The organism is Brachybacterium sp. AOP3-A1-3 (assembly GCF_052378285.1).
In the GTDB taxonomy this organism is placed as follows: domain Bacteria; phylum Actinomycetota; class Actinomycetes; order Actinomycetales; family Dermabacteraceae; genus Brachybacterium.
In genome coordinates this window covers 128,654-148,592 of record NZ_JBQSXM010000005.1, presented here as the reverse complement: position 1 = coordinate 148,592, position 19,939 = coordinate 128,654, and the positions used below count along the sequence as shown (strand labels likewise).

At 71.4% G+C, this 19,939-nt stretch carries 19 protein-coding genes; all 19 read right to left on the bottom strand.

What is annotated here, in order from left to right:
• Nucleotides 1–22: 22 nt before the first annotated feature.
• Entirely contained in the window at nucleotides 23–766 is a 744-nt protein-coding gene (locus ACT3T5_RS09595) for a Trp biosynthesis-associated membrane protein (protein ID WP_444576584.1), read from the bottom strand.
• A complete protein-coding gene (locus ACT3T5_RS09590) occupies nucleotides 763–2,358 on the bottom strand; it encodes an anthranilate synthase component I (RefSeq protein WP_444594252.1) in 1,596 nt (531 codons plus the stop codon). The genes ACT3T5_RS09595 and ACT3T5_RS09590 overlap by 4 nt, the downstream gene beginning before the upstream one ends.
• Entirely contained in the window at nucleotides 2,355–2,804 is a 450-nt protein-coding gene (hisI, locus tag ACT3T5_RS09585) for a phosphoribosyl-AMP cyclohydrolase (protein WP_444576582.1), read from the bottom strand. The genes ACT3T5_RS09590 and hisI overlap by 4 nt, the downstream gene beginning before the upstream one ends.
• A complete protein-coding gene (gene metK / locus ACT3T5_RS09580) occupies nucleotides 2,801–4,009 on the bottom strand; it encodes a methionine adenosyltransferase (RefSeq protein ID WP_444576581.1) in 1,209 nt (402 codons plus the stop codon). Before metK ends, hisI begins: the two co-directional genes overlap by 4 nt.
• Nucleotides 4,006–5,280, bottom strand: a complete 1,275-nt coding sequence (coaBC, locus tag ACT3T5_RS09575; protein ID WP_444576580.1) for a bifunctional phosphopantothenoylcysteine decarboxylase/phosphopantothenate--cysteine ligase CoaBC — start codon at nucleotides 5,278–5,280, stop codon at nucleotides 4,006–4,008. The genes metK and coaBC overlap by 4 nt, the downstream gene beginning before the upstream one ends.
• 25 nt (nucleotides 5,281–5,305) lie before the next feature.
• The gene (gene rpoZ / locus ACT3T5_RS09570; RefSeq protein ID WP_444576579.1) at nucleotides 5,306–5,668 is read right to left on the bottom strand and encodes a DNA-directed RNA polymerase subunit omega; all 363 of its coding nucleotides are present in this window, start codon (nucleotides 5,666–5,668) and stop codon (nucleotides 5,306–5,308) included.
• Nucleotides 5,669–5,751: 83 nt separating this feature from the next.
• A complete protein-coding gene (gene gmk, locus ACT3T5_RS09565; RefSeq protein WP_444576578.1) occupies nucleotides 5,752–6,351 on the bottom strand; it encodes a guanylate kinase in 600 nt (199 codons plus the stop codon).
• Entirely contained in the window at nucleotides 6,348–6,674 is a 327-nt protein-coding gene (gene mihF, locus ACT3T5_RS09560) for an integration host factor, actinobacterial type (RefSeq protein ID WP_193117277.1), read from the bottom strand. The genes gmk and mihF overlap by 4 nt, the downstream gene beginning before the upstream one ends.
• Nucleotides 6,675–6,880: 206 nt before the next feature.
• Complete coding sequence (gene pyrF / locus ACT3T5_RS09555; protein WP_444576971.1) at nucleotides 6,881–7,720, bottom strand: orotidine-5'-phosphate decarboxylase; 840 nt, start codon at nucleotides 7,718–7,720, stop codon at nucleotides 6,881–6,883.
• 77 nt (nucleotides 7,721–7,797) lie between these two features.
• A complete protein-coding gene (carB, locus tag ACT3T5_RS09550; RefSeq protein WP_444576577.1) occupies nucleotides 7,798–11,163 on the bottom strand; it encodes a carbamoyl-phosphate synthase large subunit in 3,366 nt (1,121 codons plus the stop codon).
• Nucleotides 11,163–12,440 carry a glutamine-hydrolyzing carbamoyl-phosphate synthase small subunit gene (carA, locus tag ACT3T5_RS09545; protein ID WP_444576576.1) on the bottom strand — a complete coding sequence of 426 codons (1,278 nt, stop codon included), beginning with the start codon at nucleotides 12,438–12,440 and terminating at the stop codon, nucleotides 11,163–11,165. The genes carB and carA overlap by 1 nt, the downstream gene beginning before the upstream one ends.
• On the bottom strand, nucleotides 12,437–12,931 hold the full coding sequence (locus ACT3T5_RS09540) for a PH-like domain-containing protein (protein ID WP_444576575.1): 495 nt from the start codon (nucleotides 12,929–12,931) through the stop codon (nucleotides 12,437–12,439). The genes carA and ACT3T5_RS09540 overlap by 4 nt, the downstream gene beginning before the upstream one ends.
• The gene (locus tag ACT3T5_RS09535) at nucleotides 12,928–14,262 is read right to left on the bottom strand and encodes a dihydroorotase (protein ID WP_444576574.1); all 1,335 of its coding nucleotides are present in this window, start codon (nucleotides 14,260–14,262) and stop codon (nucleotides 12,928–12,930) included. The genes ACT3T5_RS09540 and ACT3T5_RS09535 overlap by 4 nt, the downstream gene beginning before the upstream one ends.
• Entirely contained in the window at nucleotides 14,259–15,215 is a 957-nt protein-coding gene (locus ACT3T5_RS09530; RefSeq protein ID WP_444576573.1) for an aspartate carbamoyltransferase catalytic subunit, read from the bottom strand. The genes ACT3T5_RS09535 and ACT3T5_RS09530 overlap by 4 nt, the downstream gene beginning before the upstream one ends.
• On the bottom strand, nucleotides 15,212–15,859 hold the full coding sequence (pyrR, locus tag ACT3T5_RS09525) for a bifunctional pyr operon transcriptional regulator/uracil phosphoribosyltransferase PyrR (protein ID WP_444576572.1): 648 nt from the start codon (nucleotides 15,857–15,859) through the stop codon (nucleotides 15,212–15,214). Before pyrR ends, ACT3T5_RS09530 begins: the two co-directional genes overlap by 4 nt.
• A 228-nt stretch (nucleotides 15,860–16,087) precedes the next feature.
• On the bottom strand, nucleotides 16,088–16,525 hold the full coding sequence (gene nusB, locus ACT3T5_RS09520) for a transcription antitermination factor NusB (RefSeq protein ID WP_444576571.1): 438 nt from the start codon (nucleotides 16,523–16,525) through the stop codon (nucleotides 16,088–16,090).
• Nucleotides 16,526–16,602: 77 nt separating this feature from the next.
• Entirely contained in the window at nucleotides 16,603–17,163 is a 561-nt protein-coding gene (gene efp / locus ACT3T5_RS09515) for an elongation factor P (protein WP_444576570.1), read from the bottom strand.
• A gap of 75 nt (nucleotides 17,164–17,238) precedes the next feature.
• Nucleotides 17,239–17,868 (bottom strand): MarR family transcriptional regulator, encoded by a 630-nt coding sequence (locus ACT3T5_RS09510; protein WP_444576569.1) that lies wholly within the window; start codon nucleotides 17,866–17,868, stop codon nucleotides 17,239–17,241.
• Between the two features lie 150 nt (nucleotides 17,869–18,018).
• Nucleotides 18,019–19,623: an ABC-F family ATP-binding cassette domain-containing protein gene (locus ACT3T5_RS09505; protein WP_444576970.1), complete on the bottom strand. Its 1,605-nt coding sequence runs from the start codon at nucleotides 19,621–19,623 to the stop codon at nucleotides 18,019–18,021.
• Nucleotides 19,624–19,939 lie beyond the last annotated feature (316 nt).

The window sequence follows — 19,939 nt, the reverse complement described above, 5'->3', positions numbered from 1 at the left end:
GGCGCGGGCGGGGTGAGCACCATCACCGGATCGGAGTTCCGGCGGGGCCGTCCTCGCTCTCCGGGGGCGGATCCTGCTCGCCGTCCTCGGGAGCGGTCGAGCCGGCTTCGGGCTCCCCCAGTCCGGCGCTGGGATCCTCACCCCGGGTGAGGGCGTCCCAGGCGGCGGCCGGGTCGTCGGCCGGGTCCGACGGCGCGGCGACCGCCGCGCTGCGGTATCGGGTCCCCCGCGGCCAGCGCCCTCCCACCAGGAGCACGACGACGCCGATCGCGCAGAGGACGAGCGCGGGCAGGATCGAGATCAGCGGCCAGCTCGTGGCGGTGGCATCGACCTGCGCGCCGACCACCCCGGTGGCCTCGGTGATGGCTCCGGCCGAGGTCCCTTCGGGGTCCAGGGTGACCGCGAACGCCGACCAGGCCGCGCCGAGTCCGGCGGCGATCAGCACGGGTCCGGTGACGAACCGGACCCAGGACGAGGCCAGGGAGGTCGCCAGGGACGCCGCGATGGCCACGATCGCCAGGGCGAGCACGGCCGGCGCGGCGTCGGTGCCGGTGACGGCGACGGTCTGGGCGCTGCCCGTGAGGTCGGGGGCATCCGCCTGGGTCCAGGTCAGCCTCGTGGCACCGATCAGCAGCCCGGAGACCGCGGTGCCCGCGAGCACGGTGAGTGCGCGGCCGGGACGGCGACCGGCCCGTCGTGCGGGCGGCCGCTGCGATGCGCGATCCTGCTGCGGATCGACGGGTGTGCGCGGGGTCGGCGTGCTCATGCGGAGCGCAGCGTGTCGGCGGAGGCCACGGCGCGCAGGGCGGCCGCTGCCTTCGACTGGGTCTCGCGGTATTCGGTGGTGGCGTCGGAATCCGCAACCACTCCCCCGCCGGCCTGCACGTGAGCGGTGCCGTCCTTGAGGACCGCGGTGCGGATCGCGATCGCCATGTCCATGTCGCCCGCGAAGTCGATATAGCCCACTGTGCCTCCGTAGACGCCGCGGCGCACCGGCTCGAGACGGTCGATGATCCGCATCGCCGAGGGCTTCGGGGCCCCCGAGAGGGTGCCGGCGGGGAACGTGGCGCGCAGGGCGTCGTAGGCCAGGGCGTCCTCGCGGATCGTCCCGGTCACCGTGGAGACGATGTGCTGGATGTGCGAGAAGCGCTCGATGTGCATGAAGTCCCGCACCACCACCGTGCCGGGGTCGCAGAACTTCTGCAGGTCGTTGCGGGCGAGGTCCACCAGCATCAGATGCTCCGAGCGCTCCTTGGGATCGGCGAGCAGCTCCTGGCCCAGGCGCTCGTCCTCCTCCGGGGTGGCGCCGCGAGGCCGCGAGCCGGCGATCGGATGCGTGGTCGCGGTGCGGCCGCGCACGGTGACGAGGGACTCCGGGCTCGCGCCCACCACATCGATCGGTTCGCCGTCGGCGTCGATCGTGCGCAGCAGGTACATGTACGGGCTGGGGTTCATGCGCCGCAGCACCCGATAGACGTCCAGCGGGTGCGCCGAGGCCGAGAGCGAGAACCGCTGGGAGGGCACGACCTGGAAGATCTCACCGTCCACGATGTCCTGGACCGCCTCGTGCACGGCACGCTCGTAGTCGAGCCGCGCGGTGCGGGACTTCGCTTCGAGGTCGCGCACCGTCTCGTAGACCATCGCACCGCTGCTCAGCGGGGTGCGCAGGCGCTCCCGCATCGCCTCCAGCCGGGCGAGGGCGTCGTCATAGGCGGCGTCCACCCCGTCGTCCGTGGCGTTGAGGTTCAGGGCGTTGGCGACCAGGACGACCGTGGAGTCGTGGGCATCGTGGACCACGACGTCCTGGGCCAGCAGCATGGACAGGTCCGGCAGGCCCACTTCATCGGGCGGGGAGGCGGGGAGCTTCTCCCAGTGGCGCACGGCGTCATAGGCGATGAATCCGACCATGCCGCCGGAGAACGGCGGCAGGTGCGGCTGGCGTGCGGCACGGAAGGCGCTGGTGACCTCGCACAGCGCCTCCACCGGGCTGCCGTCGACGGGCACGCCGCTGGGGACGTCCCCGATCCAGCGGGCCCTGCCCTCGTGCTCGGTGAGCACGGCGCGGGCGCGCGTGCCGATGATCGACCAGCGAGAGGTCTCGCCCTCGCCGGCGGATTCGAGGAGGAACGTGCCGCGGCCGTCGCCGTCCGCGGTGAGGCGTCGGTACAGGGAGACGGGGGTGTCCTCGTCGGCGAGGAGACGGACGCTCACCGGCACCACACGCTGGCGGGCGGCCAGGGCCCGGAAGGTGGCGCGGTCTGGCTGGATCGTGCCCAGGGCGTCGCCCTCCCGGCCGGCGACCAGCTCGGGATAGACCTCGGAGCGAGCGCTCGGAGCGGGGACGGGACGGTCGGTCATGCTGTGCGCTCCGTGGGGTCCAGGACGACGGCGCCCAGGTCGCCGCCGTCGAAACAGGTCTCGGTGCCGCGGTGGCACGCCGCGCCCACCTGGTCCACCTCGATCAGCAGGGTGTCGGCGTCGCAGTCGATTGCGACGGAGCGGACCCACTGCACGTGCCCGCTCGTATCGCCCTTGCGCCAGTACTCGCGCCGGGAGCGCGACCAGTAGGTGGCGCGGCCGGACGTGAGGGTGCGGTGCAGCGCCTCGTCGTCCATCCATCCGACCATCAGCACGCGGTGGTCGGTGGCGTCCTGGACCACGGCGGTGATCAGGCCGGACTCATCACGCTTCAGCCGCGCGGCGAGCTCGGGATCGAGCCCGGAGGCGGGAACGGCAGGCCGGGCGGCGGCCGTAGGAGCAGCGGCCGTAGGAGCAGCGGCGGTGGGGGCAGCGGGAGTGGTCACAGCGCGCGCTCCAGCTCCTCCGCGCGATCGGCGCGCTCCCAGGTGAACTCGGGCAGCTCGCGACCGAAGTGGCCGTGCACCGAGGTCAGGGCATAGATCGGGCGCAGCAGGTCGAGAGCGTCGATCAGAGCGGCGGGGCGCAGGTCGAAGACCTTCCGCACGGCAGCGGCGATCTGGTGGGCGGGGCGGTGGGCGGTGCCGAACGTCTCGACATAGAGCCCCACGGGCTCCGCGACGCCGATCGCGTAGGCGACCTGGACCTCGCAGCGGTCCGCGAGACCCGCGGCGACGATGTTCTTCGCGACCCAGCGCATGGCGTATGCCCCGGAGCGGTCCACCTTCGAGGGATCCTTGCCGGAGAAGGCCCCGCCGCCGTGACGGGCCATGCCGCCGTAGGTGTCCACGATGATCTTGCGGCCGGTCAGACCGGCATCGCCCTTGGGCCCTCCGAGCACGAAGCGGCCCGAGGGGTTGATGTGGGTGGTGACGTCCGAGACGTCCAGGCCGAGCGCTGCGAGGTCCTCGAGGACCGGGCCGATGACGACCTTCGAGATGGCCGGCGCGAGCTGGCTGCCGAGGTCGACCTCCTCGCTGTGCTGCGTGGAGACCACGACCGCCTCGACGGTGCGGGCCACGCCGTCCTCGTCGTAGCCGATCGAGACCTGGGTCTTGCCGTCGGGGCGCAGGTACGGCAGCACCCCGTCGCGGCGGGCGGCCGAGAGGTTCGCGGTGAGCCGGTGCGCGGCGTGGATCGGCAGCGGCATCAGCTCGGGGGTGTCGTGGCAGGCATAGCCGAACATGAGTCCCTGGTCCCCGGCGCCGAGCCGTGCGAAGGCTTCGGCGGCGGCGTCCCCGCGGGTCTCGAACGACGTGTCCACGCCCTGGGCGATGTCCGGGGACTGCGCGCCGATGGAGACCTCGATGCCGCAGGAATCCGCGTCGAAGCCCTTCTCGGAGGAGTCGTAGCCGATCTCCCGGATGACGTCGCGCACGATCGTCGCGACGTCGCTGTACCCGGTGGTGCGGACCTCGCCGGCGACGTGCACGAGGCCGGTGGTCACCATGGTCTCGACGGCGACGCGTGCGTCGCGGTCCTGGGACAGCAGGTCATCGAGGATCGCATCGGAGATCTGGTCGCAGATCTTGTCCGGGTGTCCTTCGGTGACCGATTCTGAGGTGAAGGTGCGCAGCTCGCTGGAGGTCATGCGGACCAGGGTACTTGCGGCAGCCGACCGGCGAGTTCGTCGAGCACCGCGTGGGCGACGACGGTCTTGCTCCCGGCCGCCTCGGCGACCTCGGCCCCCTCGCCGTCCAGGATGCGCACGGCATTGTCCGAGGAGCCGAACACTCCTGCGGTGACGTCGTTGAAGACCAGCAGGTCAGCACCCTTGCGGCGGGCCTTGGAGCGGGCCAGATCGAGGGCCGAGCTGCCGTTCCCGCCGGTCTCGGCCGCGAAGCCGACGATCACGGGGTGCTCGGCATCGCCGCGGTCCAGCACGCTGTGACGCAGGATGTCGTCGGTGCGACGCAGGGCGATCGTGGGCACCGAGTCGGCCTCGGACTCGTCCTTCTTGATCTTCTCCTGGCTCCGCTCGGCGGCGGTGAAATCTGCCACAGCGGCGGCCATGACCAGGCCGTCCACGCCGCCGCGATGCTCGGCAACGGCCGCGGCGAGCTCGGCGGCACTGCCGACATCGAGCCGCCGGGCGCCGGGCGGGGTCTCCAGGTCGACGTTCGCGGCGGCCAGGAGCACCCGCGCGCCCCGCACGAGAGCGGCATGGGCGAGGGCCCAGCCCTGCCGTCCCGAGGAATGGTTGGCGAGGAAGCGCACCGGGTCGAGGTCCTCCCGGGTGCCGCCGGCGGTGATGAGCAGCTCGTGCCCGGCGAGGTCCTGGAGCACCTCGCCGCGCTCGCCCCGCGGCGCGGTGATCGCGGCGCGCGCCGCCTCGAGCAGCGCGGCGGGCTCGGGCAGACGGCCGGGGCCGGAGTCGGGACCGGTCAGGCGGCCGACAGCGGGTTCCAGCACGATGACGCCGCGCTCCCGCAGCACGGCGACGTTCTCGAGCGTCGCCGGGTGCTGCCACATCTCGGTGTGCATCGCGGGGGCGAGGACGACCGGTGCCCGGGTCACGAGCAGGGAGGCGGTGAGCAGATCATCGGCACGGCCCGTGCGCATCCGCGCCAGCAGGTCGGCGGTGGCGGGGGCGATCACGATCAGGTCGGCCTCCTGGCCGAACCGGACGTGCGCAACCTGGTCGACGTCCTCGAACACCGAGGTCAGGACCTTGTGACCGCTGAGCGCCTCCCACGTCGCGGCACCCACGAACTGCAGTGAGGACGCGGTCGGGACGACGCGCACGTCGGCCCCTTCACCGACAAGACCGCGCACCAGGTGCGCGGTCTTGTAGGCGGCGATCCCTCCGCCGACGCCGACCAGGACGCGGGCACCGTCGAGGGTGCTCTTCACGATGCTCATCGCAGCTCCCGGTGGAGGGTGAAGGTCAGAAGCCGAATTCGGAGGACGGGACCTCGGGGGCGTCGTCGCCGAGCTTGAGCGGCGCCGGGGCGTCCGGATCGGGCTCGTTCTGGGCGGCGTACTCGGCCTCGTCGATCTCGCGGACGGTCAGCAGGCCCTCGTCGATCTCGCGCAACGCGATCGACAGGGACTTCTCCTGGTTGTCCACGTCCACCAGCGGGCCGACGAACTCGAGCAGGCCCTCGGAGAGCTGCGAGTAGTAGGCGTTGATCTGGCGGGCGCGCTGGGAGCCGTAGAGCACCAGCGCGTACTTGGAATCGACGGTCTCCAGGAGACGGTCGATCGGGGGGTTCGTGATGCCTTCGGGCTGAGCGACTGTTCCGGCCACGGATGTCCCTTCGTAAGTTTCGGGGTGCGACGCTTCAGGATACGCCCTCGACCCGGGAAGGGGCGAGTGCGCCGGCGCACGGGTCAGGTGAGGTCGCGCACGCCGATCAGGCCGGCGAGCTCTGCGGCGGCGCTGTCCACGGTGTCGTTGACGATGGTCACGTCGAACTCGCTCTCCGCGGCCAGCTCGACCTTCGCGGTCTCCAGCCGGCGTTCGCGCTCCTGGGCGTCCTCGGTGCCCCGGCCCACGAGCCGGTCCACGAGGGTGTCCCAGTCCGGCGGGGCGAGGAACACGAAACGGGCGTCGGGCAGGGAGTCGCGCACCTGCCGAGCACCGGCGAGATCGATCTCCAGCAGCACTGGCCGCCCTTCGGCGACCTTCTCCTCGACGGGACCGCGCGGCGTGCCGTACTTGTTGCGGCCGTGGACGACCGCCCACTCGAGCATCTGCCCGGTGTCGACGAGACGGGAGAACTCCTCCTCCGTCACGAACCGGTAGTGCACGCCGTCGACCTCACCGGGCCGTGCGGGCCGGGTGGTCGCGGACACCGAGAGCCAGATCTCGGGGTACTGCGCGCGGATCGCTGCGGAGACCGTGCCCTTGCCGACGGCTGTGGGCCCGGCCAGGACCGTGACGGGGGCCGGTGCCGTCGTGACGGCACCGGCCCCTGACGGATCGGTCACTCGGAGAAGTGGGCGACGAGCTTCTCCGCCTGATGGGAGCCGAGGCCCCGGATCTTGCGGGAGGGGGAGATGCCGATCTCCTCCATGATCTGCTGTGCCTTGACCTTGCCGACGCCCGGCAGCGCCTCGAGCAGCGCGGCGACCCGGAGGCGACCGACGATCTCGTTGGATTCGGCCTCGACGAGGACCTTCTTGATCTCGGCGCCTCGGTGGCCGGCGCTGTCCTTGAGCCGGGCCTTGATGACCGCGCGCTCGCGACGAGCCTCGGCGGCCTTCTTCAGGGCGTCGGCCCGCTGCTCAGGGGTGAGGGGAGGGAGAGCCACTGTTCTTACCTCATCTTCTCTTGCTGGTGACGGGCGGGATCCGGGAGGACCACGCGTGTGGGAAGAGCGTAACCCCAATATCGTGGCCAAGGGCACTTCTGACACGCTCCACCCCAGGTCGGGTGCAGATCAGGGGCGTCCCGGACCTCTCCGGAACGCCCCTGAACCCGGCTTCCGCGACGATGCGCCGCGGTGTGCTCAGACGGTCATGACCGGCCGCTGTACTCGTCCCGGAGCCTGCCGACGACCTCGCGCAGACGCACCGGGTCCGGACCCTCGGACAGGATCCCGCGGGACAGCGAAACCAGGACGTGACCTGCACTGTCGCCGAATACTTCCACCATCTGGTCGGGGCCTGCACCCTGGGCGCCGAAGCCCGGGGCGAGCAGTGGCACCGAGGGAGCGGCGCGGTCCAGTCCGAGCCGCCGATAGGCGTCGCCGACCGTCGCGCCGACGACCAGTCCGACGCTCCCCCACTCCCCCGGATCTCCGGCACCGATCCGCTCGGCGTGTCGCGCGATCTTCAGCGCCACCGGCGTGTCTGGTGCCGTCAGCGCGTGCTGGACCTGCGGTCCGTCGGGGTTCGAGGTCAGGGCGAGGACGAACAGGCCCTTGCCGTGCTCGAGGGCGAGATGCACCGCAGGATCGAGCGATCCGGTCCCCAGGTACGGGCTCACGGTGATCGCATCGGCCTCGAGAGGCGCTCCCGGGGCGAGGTGCGCCTGGGCGTACGCCCCCATCGTCGAGCCGATGTCGCCGCGCTTGACGTCGAGGATGGTGAGCACCCCGCGCTCGCGCGCAGCGGCCAGGAGACCCTCGAGGACCGCGACACCGGCGGACCCGTGACGCTCGAAGAAGGCCGACTGCGGCTTGACCGCGGCGACCTGCCCCGCGACGGCGTCCAGCGTGATGCGCGAGAACGCCTCGAGGCCGGCCGGGGTGTCCGGCAGGCCCCACGCCTCGAGCAGCGAGGCGTGGGGGTCGATCCCTGCGACGATCGGGCCGTTCTCCTGCACCGACCGCTGCAGGCGCGCACCGAAGGGCACCGGAGCCGTTCCGCTCGTGCCGCCCGACCCGCTCGTGCCGCCCGACGCGCTCGTGCCGTGCACGTCGTTCTGGTCGCTCACGCGCCGGCCTCGGCGACCGCGGCGGCACGGGCCTCGACCAGGCGCCGGGTGTGCTCCTGCAGGCTGCCCACCGCGAACGGCTCCTCGGGCCGTGCCTCGATCGCCTGCACGGCGGCCTGGAACTCCTGGAGCGTCGTGATCATCGGGACGTCCATGCTGGTCGCCGCCGCGCGGATGGCATATCCATCCGCACGGGCGTTCGAGCCCGAGGGGGTGTTCAGCACGAGGGCGATGTCGCCCGCCTCGAGAAGCTCGATGACGCTCGCGCCCTCTCCGTCGGCCTCCGAGGCCTTGCGGAGCACCGTGCAGGGGATCCCGCTGCGTCGCAGCACACGACCGGTGCCGGCCGTGGTGAGGATGTCGAAGCCGAGCGCCGCGAGCCGGGCCGCGGGCAGCACGACGGCGCGCTTGTCCCGGTCGGCGACCGAGATGAACACGCTGCCGGACATCGGCAGCCCCTGCCCGGAGATCGCCAGCTGGGATTTCGCGAAGGCGAGCGGGAAGGTCGCATCCAGCCCCATGACCTCGCCGGTGGAGCGCATCTCCGGGCCGAGCACCGAGTCCACTGCCCGACCCTCGCGGGTGCGGAAGCGCTTGAACGGGAGCACGGCCTCCTTGACCGCGATCGGGGAGTCGTCGGGAAGGTCCGCGCCATCGCCCTGGGCCGGCAGCACGCCGCGCTCGCGCAGCTCGACGATCGACTCCCCCGCCATCAGGCGGGCCGCGGCCTGCGCGAGGGGGACCCCGGTGGCCTTCGCGACGAAGGGCACCGTGCGCGACGCCCGGGGGTTCGCCTCCAGCACGTACAGGGTGCCCTGGGAGAGGGCGTACTGGACGTTGAGCAGCCCGCGCACGCCCACACCCTCGGCGATCCCGAGGGTCGAGGTGCGGATGCGGTCCATCACGTCATCGGAGAGGGTGACGGGTGGCAGGGTGCAGGCGGAGTCACCGGAGTGGATGCCGGCCTCCTCGATGTGCTCCATGATGCCGCCGAGGTAGAGGTCCGTCCCGTCGTACAGGGCGTCCACGTCGATCTCGATCGCGGTGTCCAGAAAGCGGTCGATGAGGATCGGCGCCTCGGCGCGGCCCCCATCGGGCAGGTTCCTGCTCACGTAGTCGACCAGACCGTCCTGGTCATAGACGATCTCCATGCCGCGCCCGCCGAGCACATAGCTCGGGCGCACCAGCACCGGGTATCCCACGGCGGCGGCGACCTCGGTCGCGTCCGCGAGGCCCCAGGCGGTGCCGTACGGAGGCGCCGGGAGGTCGGCGTCGGCGAGCACCGCACCGAAGTGGCCACGATCCTCGGCGAGGTCGATCGCCGCGGGGCTGGTGCCGATGATCGGCAGCCCGGCGTCCTGCAGCCGGTCGGCCAGCGAGAGCGGCGTCTGGCCGCCGAGCTGGACGATGACGCCCGCGACCGGCCCGGCCGCCTTCTCCGCCTCGTACACCTCGACGACGTCCTCGAAGGTGAGGGGCTCGAAGTAGAGCCGGTCGGCGATGTCGTAGTCCGTGGAGACGGTCTCGGGGTTGCAGTTGATCATGACGGTCTCGTACCCGCCGCCGGGCAGGTCCCGGTCGCCGAGAGCGAGCGCCGCATGGACGCACGAGTAGTCGAACTCGATGCCCTGGCCGATGCGGTTGGGTCCCGAGCCGAGGATCAGGATCGCCGGGCGCTCGCGCGGCTCGACCTCCGTCTCCTGGTCGTACGTGGAGTAGTGGTACGGCGTGCGGGAGGCGAACTCCGCGGCGCAGGTGTCGACGGTCTTGAAGACCGGGTTGATGCCCAGAGCTTCGCGCACGCCCTTGACGACGTCGCCGCTCTGCCCGCGCAGGCGACCGATCTGGTCGTCGGACAGGCCGTGCCGCTTGGCCAGTGCCAGCAGCTCGGCGTCGAGGACCTCGGAGGTGCGGATCTCGGCGGCGAGCTCGGCGACCAGCAGCATCTGGTCGAGGAACCAGCGGTCGATCCAGGTCGCCTCGACGAGGCGGTCCAGGGTCTCCGTCGGGTCCACGACGCCTTCGGCGGCGGCCCACAGGATGCGCGAGATCGTGACCAGACGGGTGTCGGTCGGGGTGCGCACGTCCTCGAGGAGGGCCGTGATCTCCACCGCGGTCGGCGGGGTGCCCGCGTAGGTGGGCGCGGCGCCCTTGACGTCGATCGAGCGCTGCGCCTTGCCGAGGGCCTCGGTGAAGTTGCGGCCCATGGCCATCGCCTCGCCGACGCTCTTCATGGTGGTGGTCAGCGTCGGATCCGCGGCCGGGAACTTCTCGAACGCGAAGCGCGGGACCTTGACCACCACGTAGTCCAGCGCGGGCTCGAAGCTCGCGGGGGTGGTGCCGGTGATGTCGTTGCGGATCTCGTCCAGGGAGTATCCGATCGCCAGGCGCGCCGCGATCTTCGCGATCGGGAAGCCGGTGGCCTTGGAGGCCAGCGCCGAGGACCGCGAGACGCGTGGATTCATCTCGATGACGACGATGCGACCGGTCTCGGGGTGCGTCGCGAACTGCACGTTGCAGCCGCCGGTGTCGACCCCGACCTCGCGGATGATGGCGATGCCCAGATCGCGCAGCTTCTGCATCTCCACGTCGGTCAGCGTGAGCGCCGGTGCGACGGTGACCGAATCACCCGTGTGCACGCCCACGGCGTCCACGTTCTCGATCGAGCAGACGACCACGCAGTTGTCGTTGCGATCGCGCATCAGCTCGAGCTCGAACTCCTTCCAGCCGAGGATGGACTCCTCCAGGAGCACCTCGGTGGTCGGCGAGTAGTGCAGGCCGTCGCCGCCGATGCGGCGCAGGTCCTGCTCGTCGTACGCCATGCCGGAGCCGAGTCCGCCCATGGTGAAGCTGGGGCGCACCACCATCGGGTACCCGAGCTCCTCGGCGCCGGCCAGCAGGTCATCGACCGTATGGCAGATCTTCGAGCGTGCGGATTCTCCGCCGACGCGGTCCACGACCTCCTTGAACAGCTGGCGGTCCTCGGCCTTGTTGATCGCGTCGAGGCTCGCACCGATCATCTCGACGCCGAACTCCTCGAGGGTCCCGTTCTCGGCGAGGGCGATCGCAGCGTTGAGAGCCGTCTGGCCGCCGAGGGTGGGCAGCAGCGCGTCGGGACGCTCGGCCGCGATGATCGAACGGATGATGTCGGGGTCGATCGGCTCGATGTAGGTGGCATCGGCGATGTCCGGATCGGTCATGATCGTCGCCGGGTTGGAGTTGACGAGGATGACCCGCAGGCCCTCCTCGCGCAGCACCCGGCAGGCCTGGGTGCCGGAGTAGTCGAACTCCGCGGCCTGGCCGATGACGATCGGGCCGGAGCCGATGACGAGGACGGAGGAGATGTCGGGACGACGGGGCATCAGGACTCCTTCTGCGAGGACTGGGGGTGGGAGGAGGAGCCGGTGGCGGCTGCGGAGCCGGCGGACGCGCCGGAGGCGCGGCGCTCGGTCACCAGGCTCACGAGGCGGTCGAAGAGGTACGAGGCGTCGTGCGGGCCGCCGGCCGCCTCCGGGTGGTACTGGACGGAGTAGGCGGGGCGATCGAGGCAGCGGATGCCCTCGACCACGTCGTCGTTGAGGCCGACGTGGGTGACGATGACCCGGCCGTAGCGGCCGCCGTCGTGCGGGGCCTCGTGCTCGCCCTCGAGGGGGACGTCCACGGCGAAGCCGTGGTTGTGAGCCGTGATCTCGACCTTGCCGGTCTCCTTGTCCATCACGGGCTGGTTGATGCCGCGGTGGCCGAACTTCAGCTTGTAGGTGTCGAAGCCGAGCGCCCGTCCCAGCAGCTGGTTGCCGAAGCAGATCCCGAAGAACGGCAGACCCGCGTCCAGCACTCCGCGCAGGAGGTCGACCTGGGCGGTCGCAGCGGCCGGGTCCCCGGGTCCGTTGGAGAAGAAGACGGCGTCGGGCTCGACGGCCAGCAGCTCCTCGAGGGACGTCGTGGCCGGGAGCAGGTGCACCCGGAGGCCGCGGGAGAGCATGCTGCGGGGCGAGGCGCCCTTGATGCCGAGGTCGACGGCGGCCACGGTGCCGATCACCTCGCCCTCGGGCTCGAGCACGATCGGCTGCGCGATGGTCACCTCCTCGACGAAGCTGGATCCGCTCATGGAGGGCTGCTCGCGCACCTGGGCGAGGAGCTCGTCCTCGGAGCTCTGCAGCGCATCACCGGAGAAGATGCCTCCGCGCATCGAGCCGGTGTCCCGCAGGCGACGGGTGAGCATGCGGGTGTCGATGTCGCTGATGCCCACCACCTCGCTGCTGACCAGCAGGTCGTCCAGGGACTGCTCCGAGCGCCAGCTCGAGGCGAGGCGGCTGGCGTCGCGCACGGCGTACCCGCGCACCCAGACCTTCCTCGACTCCATGTCCTCGGCGTTCGCACCGGTGTTGCCGATGTGCGGGGAGGTCTGGACGACGATCTGCCCCGCGTACGAGGGATCGGAGAGGGTCTCCTGGTAGCCGGTCATGCCGGTCGTGAAGACGACCTCGCCGAGGCGGGCGCCCTGGGCGCCGTAGGCGCTGCCGCGCAGGACCGTGCCGTCCTCGAGGATGAGCAGGGCGCGGTCACGACGTACGCGGGAGGTGGCCCGGACGCCTGATGGTGCGGGACCAGAGGACTGGTGCGGGGTGGGGACTGTCATGAGTGCTCCTTCCGGGAGAGCAGCAGATCGTGGTCGTCGCGCCGGGAGAGACGCAGACCGGTGTCGAGGAGCTGGTCGCCGAGGCGCCAGCGGAGGATGAGGATGCCGTCGCCGCCGACGAACTTGCCGGCCATGCCGGGCCCGGCGGTGACCTCGTCGAGGGCGTCGGCGGAGATGGTGAGGGGCGCGATGCCCTCGCGATCGATGTGCCAGGTCCCGGCGGTGCCGACGCTGACGCGGGCGGCGGCGCGCTGGCCGAGCGAATGGGCGACCACCCGTTCGAGCGGCTGCCGGGCGAGCACCGTGCTCACGTAGACCGCGTCCAGAGGGCCGGTCTCGACGGCCTCCCCGAGCTCGTCGAGCGTGTCCCGGGACGGCTGCGGCAGATCCGACTGGGACGCGCCCCGTCGTCGCCAGCCCCAGGCCATGAGCACCAGGATCAGTGCGAAGAGGGCGATCAGCGCGAGGACCGGTCCGAGCTGCTCGCTCACCGCTCCACCACGAGGCCGTCGCGCACGGTGGGCCGACCCTCGAGCACGGTGAGGCGGTTCATCCCCGGCAGCTCGATCCCCGCGAACGGGGAGTTCCGGCTGCGCGAGGCGTGTTCGGCGGGATCGGCGGCGCGCACCGGCCGAGGATCCCAGACCAGCACATGCGCCGGGGCGCCGGGCTCGAGCGCCCAGCCCTGGTCCTCGTCGCGACCGATCTCGGCGGGCTTCTCCGAGAGCACGCGGGCCACGTCGCGCCAGGTCAGACGACCCTCGTCGACCATGGTCAGCTGCACGAGGGAGAGCGCCGTCTCGAGCCCCGTCATCCCCATCGCGGCCTGGTCCCACTCGCGGTCCTTGGCGTCGCGCGGGTGCGGTGCGTGATCTGTGGCGACGATGTCGATCGTGCCGTCGGCGAGCCCGTCGCGGACCGCCTGGACGTCCGCGGCGGTGCGCAGCGGCGGGTTCACCTTGAACACGGAGTCGAACTGGCGCACGTTCTCGTCGGTCAGCAGCAGGTGATGGGGAGTGACCTCGGCGGTCACAGCGATGCCGCGCTGCTTGGCCCAGCGCACGATGTCGACGCTGCCGGCGGTGGACAGGTGGCACACGTGCAGGCGGGAGCCGACGTGCTGGGCCAGCAGGACGTCCCGCGCGATGATCGACTCCTCGGCGACCGCGGGCCAACCGGCGAGGCCGAGCTCCGCGGAGACGACGCCCTCGTGCATCTGGGCGCCCTCGGTCAGCCGCGGGTCCTGGGCATGCTGGGCGATGACGCCGTCGAAGGACTTCACGTACTCCAGGGCGCGCCGCATCAGCACGGGGTCATGGACGCACTTGCCGTCGTCGCTGAACACGCGGACCTTGGCCCGCGAGTTGGCCATCGCGTCGAGCTCGGCGAGGCGCTCCCCCGCCAGCCCGACGGTCACGGCGCCGACGGGCCGCACGGAGCACCAGCCGGCGGTCTCACCGCGGCGGGCGACCTGCTCGACGACACCGGCGGTGTCGGCGACGGGCAGGGTGTTGGCCATGGCGTGGACGGCGGTGAACCCGCCCCGGGCGGCGGCGCGGGTGCCGGACTCGACGGTCTCGGCCTCCTCGCCGCCGGGCTCGCGGAGATGGGTGTGCAGGTCCACGAGGCCCGGCAGCACGATGCAGCCGTCGGCCTCGACGATCTCGGCGTCGGCGGGCACCTCGAGGTCGGCGCCGATCGCCGTGATGCGGCCTCCCTCGAGCAGGACGTCCTGGACGTCCTCACCGTAGGGACGGCCGCCGCGGATCAGCAGCGTGGAGGGCCCGGGACCACCGGGGGGTGCGGTCTGGTCGGCGGTCATCGGAGGCCCTCCCGGGAGTCGGTGGCGAGCAGGTGGTAGAGCACGGCCATGCGGACGAACACGCCGGAGGCGACCTGCTCGACGATGACGCTGCGCGGGGAGTCCGCGACGTCCCCGGCGATCTCGAACCCGCGGTTCATCGGGCCGGGATGCAGCACGATCGCGTGCTCGGGCAGGGAGGCGGCGCGGGCGGTGGTCAGCCCGTAGCGACGGGAGTACTCCCCCGCCGTGGGGAAGAAGCCACCACCGACCATGCGCTCGCTCTGGACGCGGAGCATCATCACCGCGTCGGGTCCGGTCGCGAGCGCCTCGTCGAGGTCGTAGCGGATCTCGCACGGCCACGCGGAGGCGCCGACGGGCACCAGCGCCGGCGGCGCGACCAGGGTGACGCGGGCCCCGAGCAGGGTCAGCAGCAGCACGTTGGAGCGTGCGACCCGCGAGTGGAGCACGTCGCCGACGATGACCACGTGGAGGCCGTCGAGGCCTGCGGTCGGGTCCCCGGGGCGCAGGTGGCGGCGCATCGTGAAGGCGTCGAGCATCGCCTGGGTCGGATGCTCGTGCGCGCCGTCGCCGGCGTTCACGATCGGCTGGTCGATCCACCCGGCATGGGCCAGCAGGTGCGCCGCGCCGGCGGACCCGGAACGGACCACGACCGCGTCGGCGCCCATGGCCTGCAGCGTGAGGGCGGTGTCCTTGAGCGTCTCCCCCTTGGAGATGCTCGAGCCCTTGGCGGAGAAGTTGATGACGTCGGCGGAGAGCCTCTTGGCCGCGGCCTCGAAGCTGATCCGGGTACGGGTGGAGTCCTCGAAGAAGAGGTTCACGACCGTGGTGCCGACCAGGGTGGGCAGCTTGCGGATCGAGCGCGACTGGGTCTCGGCCATGTGCTCGGCGGTCGCGAGCACGGCGATCGCCTCGTCGCGGTCGAGGTCGGCGATGGAGATGAAGTGCCTCATGCCGTCCCCTCCTCGATGACCGGCTCGGTGCCGGGGCGGACGATGTCCACCGCGTCGATCCCGTCCGTCTCGGTCAGCTGGACGTGCACCCGTTCGCTGCGCGAGGTGGGGAGGTTCTTCCCGACGTGATCGGCGCGGATCGGCAGCTGCCGATGACCGCGGTCCACGAGCACGGCGAGGCGCACGGCGGCGGGCCGACCGATCGCCCCGAGGGCGTCGAGGGCTGCGCGGATGGTGCGGCCGGAGTAGAGCACGTCGTCGACGAGCACCACGGTGCGGCCGTCGATGCCGTCGCGGGGGATGCGGGTGGGACTCGGCGCCCGGGTGGGATTGTGCCGCAGGTCGTCGCGGTACATGGTGATGTCCAGAGACCCGGCGAGCTGGTCGAGCGGGCGGTCGTCGCCCTCGGCTCGCGCGATCTGGGCGGCAAGCCGCTCGGCGAGCGGGACCCCGCGGTGCGGGATGCCGAGCAGCACGAGATCGTCGGCGCCATGGCCGCTCTCGAGGATCTCGTGGGCGATGCGGGTCAGCGCCCGACGGATCTCCTCGGCTCCGAGCACTCGGGAGTGCTCCGCCGGGGAATCGGCTGAGGTTCTCGCTGCGGATCCTGCCGTGGATCCTGATGGTGGTCGTACGTCATGCATGGGGTTCTCCCTTCCACGCCTCACGGGACGTGTCGTTAAAGGGTGCAGATGCTCGTTCTCGAGCGAGGTCGATCCTAGCGGCTCGGGTTCCGGCCGCGCGGGGGCGACCACCTTCCGGACGGCGCGACCGCCGCACGGTCCCGGACGCGTCCGTCGATGTGGTCCGCGCCGTGCTCACCGGTTGCGCGGACCGCCGGGCCCGGAGAGGTCTCCGGTGCCCGGCAGCGGTCAGGACAGCAGGCCGCGCACGTCCGCCAGTCGCTGCAGGAGTCCGTTGACGAAGCGCGGGGAGTCATCCGTCGAGAGGACCTCCGCGATCTTCGTGTACTCGCCGATCAGCGTCCCGCGCGGGGACTCGTCAGTGCCGTAGAGGACCTCGGCACTGCCCAGGCGCAGGATCGCCCGGTCGACCGCCGGCATGCGATGCAGGGGCCAGTCCCGGGAATGCGTGGCCAGGTCCTCGTCGATGTCCGCGGCGTTGGGCGCGTACAGCTCGACGAGGGCTCGTGCCGCCTCCGGCAACGGGCTCTGGGCCGCGGTGCGGCGCAGTCGCTGGGCGAGGACGTCGAGCACGTCCTCCCGCTTCGCATCCGCCTCGAACAGGACGTCCAGGGCCCGGATGCGATCGCGGGAACGCCGGTGGAGCCGGTCGGTGCCGGCAGGCACCGTCCGTTCGAACTCGACCTCTGCCCCCTCCCGCGTGGGATGAGGGAGGCCGGTGCCCCGAGGGGCGGGGGAATCGGTCACTTCACGCGCTCGAGGTACTCGCCGCCGCGGGTGTCGACCTTGACCTTGTCGCCCTGGTCCAGGAACAGCGGGACCTGGATCTCGCGGCCGGTCTCCAGGCGTGCGGGCTTGGTGCCGCCGCTGGAGCGGTCTCCCTGCAGGCCGGGCTCGGTGAACTCGATGGTCAGGACCACGGAGGCCGGCATCTCGACGAAGAGCGCATCGCCCTCGTGGAAGGCCACCACGACGTCCTGGCCCTCGACCATGAAGTCCCTGGCCTCGCCGACGATCTCCTCGGTGAGGTTCGTCTGCTCCCAGTTGGTGGTGTCCATGAACACGTACATGTCGCCGTCGAGGTAGGAGAACTGCATGTCGCGACGGTCCACGGTCGCGGTCTCCACCTTGAGGCCGGCGTTGAAGGTCTTGTCGACACCCTTGCCGGACAGGACGTTCTTGAGCTTGGTGCGCACGAAGGCCGGGCCCTTGCCGGGCTTGACGTGCTGGAAATCGACCACGCTCCAGAGCTGCTTGTCCAGAACGAGGACCATCCCGTTCTTCAGATCGTTCGTCGTCGCCATGAGTCTCCTCGGTAGTCGTCGGGGCGGAACAAGGATAGCGTGCCGGTTCGCTGCGGACCGGGGCGGCGGCCCCGCTCAGCGCTCCGACGTGAGGTCGATCATGCTCAGCAGACGGGTCGCGAGCGGATGCGCCGCGCTCTCCTCGCGCCAGCCGCTCGTCTTCACGGCCCGGGAGACGGTCTGCTGGGTGACCCCCAGGCGCTCGGCGAGCCGGGCCTGGGTCGCTCCGGGATCCTCGCGCAGGGCGCGGACGGCCTGCCACTGACCGCGATTGCGGGAACGCACGATCCATCCGATCAGGCCCAGCACCGCCTCGGCGTCCTGGGCGGTCTCACGGTGCCGGCCGTCGGCCGCGCGGACGTGGATCGGGACGCTGGTCGCCGACCGTTCCCGCCGGGCCGCCCGCACCGCGTCCTCCGCCGCCACGACGGCAGGTCCCTCGATCTCGCGGACGGAGCCGGGCAGCGGGCGTCGGACCGCTCCGATGCCCAGGCCGATCCTCCAGTCGCCCTCCTCGCGGGCTCGCAGCACCGCGTCGAGCGCGGCGTCGGCCCGGGAGGCGAGCGCGAGCAGGTCGGGGCCGACGGTGCGCTCGGCGGGCAGGGCGAGGGTCACGCCCTCGAGGGCCTCGAGCAGCGCGGGGACCGGATCTGTGCCGTCGCGCGAGGTGCGCACGGCGCCCCCGGCGAAGGAGAGGACGTACATGGACTGCCACCGCCTCGTCACGACGCGTGCTGCGCGTCGCGGTCGGGATCACGCGGGATTCAGGGCGAATCCGCTGTCCATGACACTACAGTCGAAAGACGGTGATATCGGGAGGGCGCGCAGGCGTCGGACCGGACGGGTCCGGACCGGTCAGGCGAGCTCGATGAGCTCCTGGTACTCCTCGTTCCACAGGTCCTCGACGGCGTCGGGCATCATCAGCACCCGCTCCGGGGAGAGCGAGGCGACGGCGCCCGGGTCGTGGGAGACCAGGACCACGGCGCCCTCGAAGGCCGCGAGCGCTCCGAGGATCTCCTCGCGGCTGGCGGGGTCGAGGTTGTTCGTCGGCTCATCCAGGAGCAGCACGTTCGCGCTGGAGACGACGAGCGTGGCCAGGGCGAGGCGCGTCTTCTCCCCACCTGAGAGCACTCCGGTGGACTTGTGGACGTCGTCGCCGGTGAAGAGGAACGAGCCCAGGATCTTGCGGGCCTCGACCTCGGCGATCTCGTGGGCCGCGGTCATCATGTTCTCCAGCACGGTGCGCTCGAGGTCGAGGGTCTCGTGCTCCTGCGCGTAGTAGCCGATGCGCAGGCCGTGACCGGGGAGCAGGCCGCCGGTGTCCGGCGCGTCGACCCCGGCGAGGATGCGCAGCAGAGTCGTCTTGCCGGCGCCGTTCAGGCCCAGGATGACCACCTTCGAGCCGCGGTCGATCGCGAGGTCCACCCCGGTGAAGATCTCGAGGCTGCCATAGGACTTCGAGAGGTCCCGCGCCATCAGCGGGGTCTTGCCGCAGGGAGCAGGCTTGGGGAAGCGCAGCGACGCCACCCGGTCCTGCTGACGCTCGCTCTCGAGGCCGTCGAGCATCCGCTCGGCGCGCTTGAGCATGTTCTGCGCGGCGACGGCCTTGGTGGCCTTGGCGCGCATCTTCTCGGCCTGGATGGTGAGGGTCGACGCCTTCTTCTCGGCGTTCATGCGCTCGCGCTTGCGGCGCTTCTCGTCGTCCTCGCGCTGGCGCTGGTAGAGCTTCCAGCCCATGTTGTAGATGTCGATCTCGGCGCGGTTGGCATCGAGGTAGAAGACCTTGTTCACGACGGACTCCACGATCTGGACGTCGTGGCTGATGATGATCAGACCGCCTCGGTAGGCCAGGAGGTACTCGCGCAGCCACACGATCGAGTCGTGGTCGAGGTGGTTGGTGGGCTCGTCCAGGATCATGGTGGAGGCCTGGGAGAACAGGATGCGGGCCAGCTCCACGCGGCGGCGCTGACCGCCCGAAAGGGTCCCGAGGCCCTGCTCGAGGATGCGATTGGGCAGGCCCAGGTTCGCGGCCATCCGCTTGGCCTCGGCCTCGGCGGCATAGCCGCCCACCGCGTCGAGCTCCGCGGAGAGCCGGGGGTAGCGGTTCATCGCCTTCTCGCGCTTGGCCTCGCTCAGACTCATGTCCCCCATCTCCTCCTCGGCCCGACGCAGCCGGCGCAGGATGTCGTCGAGGCCGCGGGCGGAGAGGATGCGGGCGATGACAGGTTCGTCCTCGTCACCGGCGTGGGTGTCCTGGGGGAGATAGCCCAGCTCGCCGGTGACCTCGACCGAGCCCTCGGAGGGCTGGAGGGTACCGGAGAGGACCTTCGTGAGCGTGGTCTTCCCGGCACCGTTACGGCCCACCAGGCCCACCCGGTCACCATCGGTGATCTGGAAGGAGACGTCGCTCATGAGCAGCCGGGCACCGACTCGGATGGCGAGGTCGTGCACGGTGATCACGGGATCAGACTCCTGGGTGTGGTGAGACGTGGCGGCGGGGCCGCGGAAGGTGTCGGCCATCTGCGGAGCGGGAGCGCTCAGGGGCCGGATCGAGTCTAGGGGCGCGGGCCCTCGTCGGCCGTGATTTTTCCGCCCACGGTGCGGTGAACCACAGTCCGCCACGGCGCTGCGTGATCAGGCCCTCGTGGTCCGATCGGAGACCCTCACAAGTCCGTCACTCCTCGGGGAGGGTTCGAGGCGCCATCGGGACCGCGTCGATGCCATGCTGGTCCCAGCGGTCGCAGAGGCGGCCGGACGACGATGCGAGGAGGCTTCG

Coding starts and splice junctions, on each gene's coding strand:
- carB (WP_444576577.1), bottom strand. CDS start 11,163: ATGCCCCGTCGTCCCGACATCTCCTCCGTCCTCGTCATCGGCTCCGGC.
- efp (WP_444576570.1), bottom strand. CDS start 17,163: ATGGCGACGACGAACGATCTGAAGAACGGGATGGTCCTCGTTCTGGAC.
- metK (WP_444576581.1), bottom strand. CDS start 4,009: ATGACCTCCAGCGAGCTGCGCACCTTCACCTCAGAATCGGTCACCGAA.
- ACT3T5_RS09595 (WP_444576584.1), bottom strand. CDS start 766: ATGAGCACGCCGACCCCGCGCACACCCGTCGATCCGCAGCAGGATCGC.
- carA (WP_444576576.1), bottom strand. CDS start 12,440: ATGACAGTCCCCACCCCGCACCAGTCCTCTGGTCCCGCACCATCAGGC.
- ACT3T5_RS09590 (WP_444594252.1), bottom strand. CDS start 2,358: ATGACCGACCGTCCCGTCCCCGCTCCGAGCGCTCGCTCCGAGGTCTAT.
- pyrR (WP_444576572.1), bottom strand. CDS start 15,859: ATGCATGACGTACGACCACCATCAGGATCCACGGCAGGATCCGCAGCG.
- ACT3T5_RS09535 (WP_444576574.1), bottom strand. CDS start 14,262: ATGACCGCCGACCAGACCGCACCCCCCGGTGGTCCCGGGCCCTCCACG.
- ACT3T5_RS09530 (WP_444576573.1), bottom strand. CDS start 15,215: ATGAGGCACTTCATCTCCATCGCCGACCTCGACCGCGACGAGGCGATC.
- coaBC (WP_444576580.1), bottom strand. CDS start 5,280: ATGAGCATCGTGAAGAGCACCCTCGACGGTGCCCGCGTCCTGGTCGGC.
- ACT3T5_RS09510 (WP_444576569.1), bottom strand. CDS start 17,868: ATGTACGTCCTCTCCTTCGCCGGGGGCGCCGTGCGCACCTCGCGCGAC.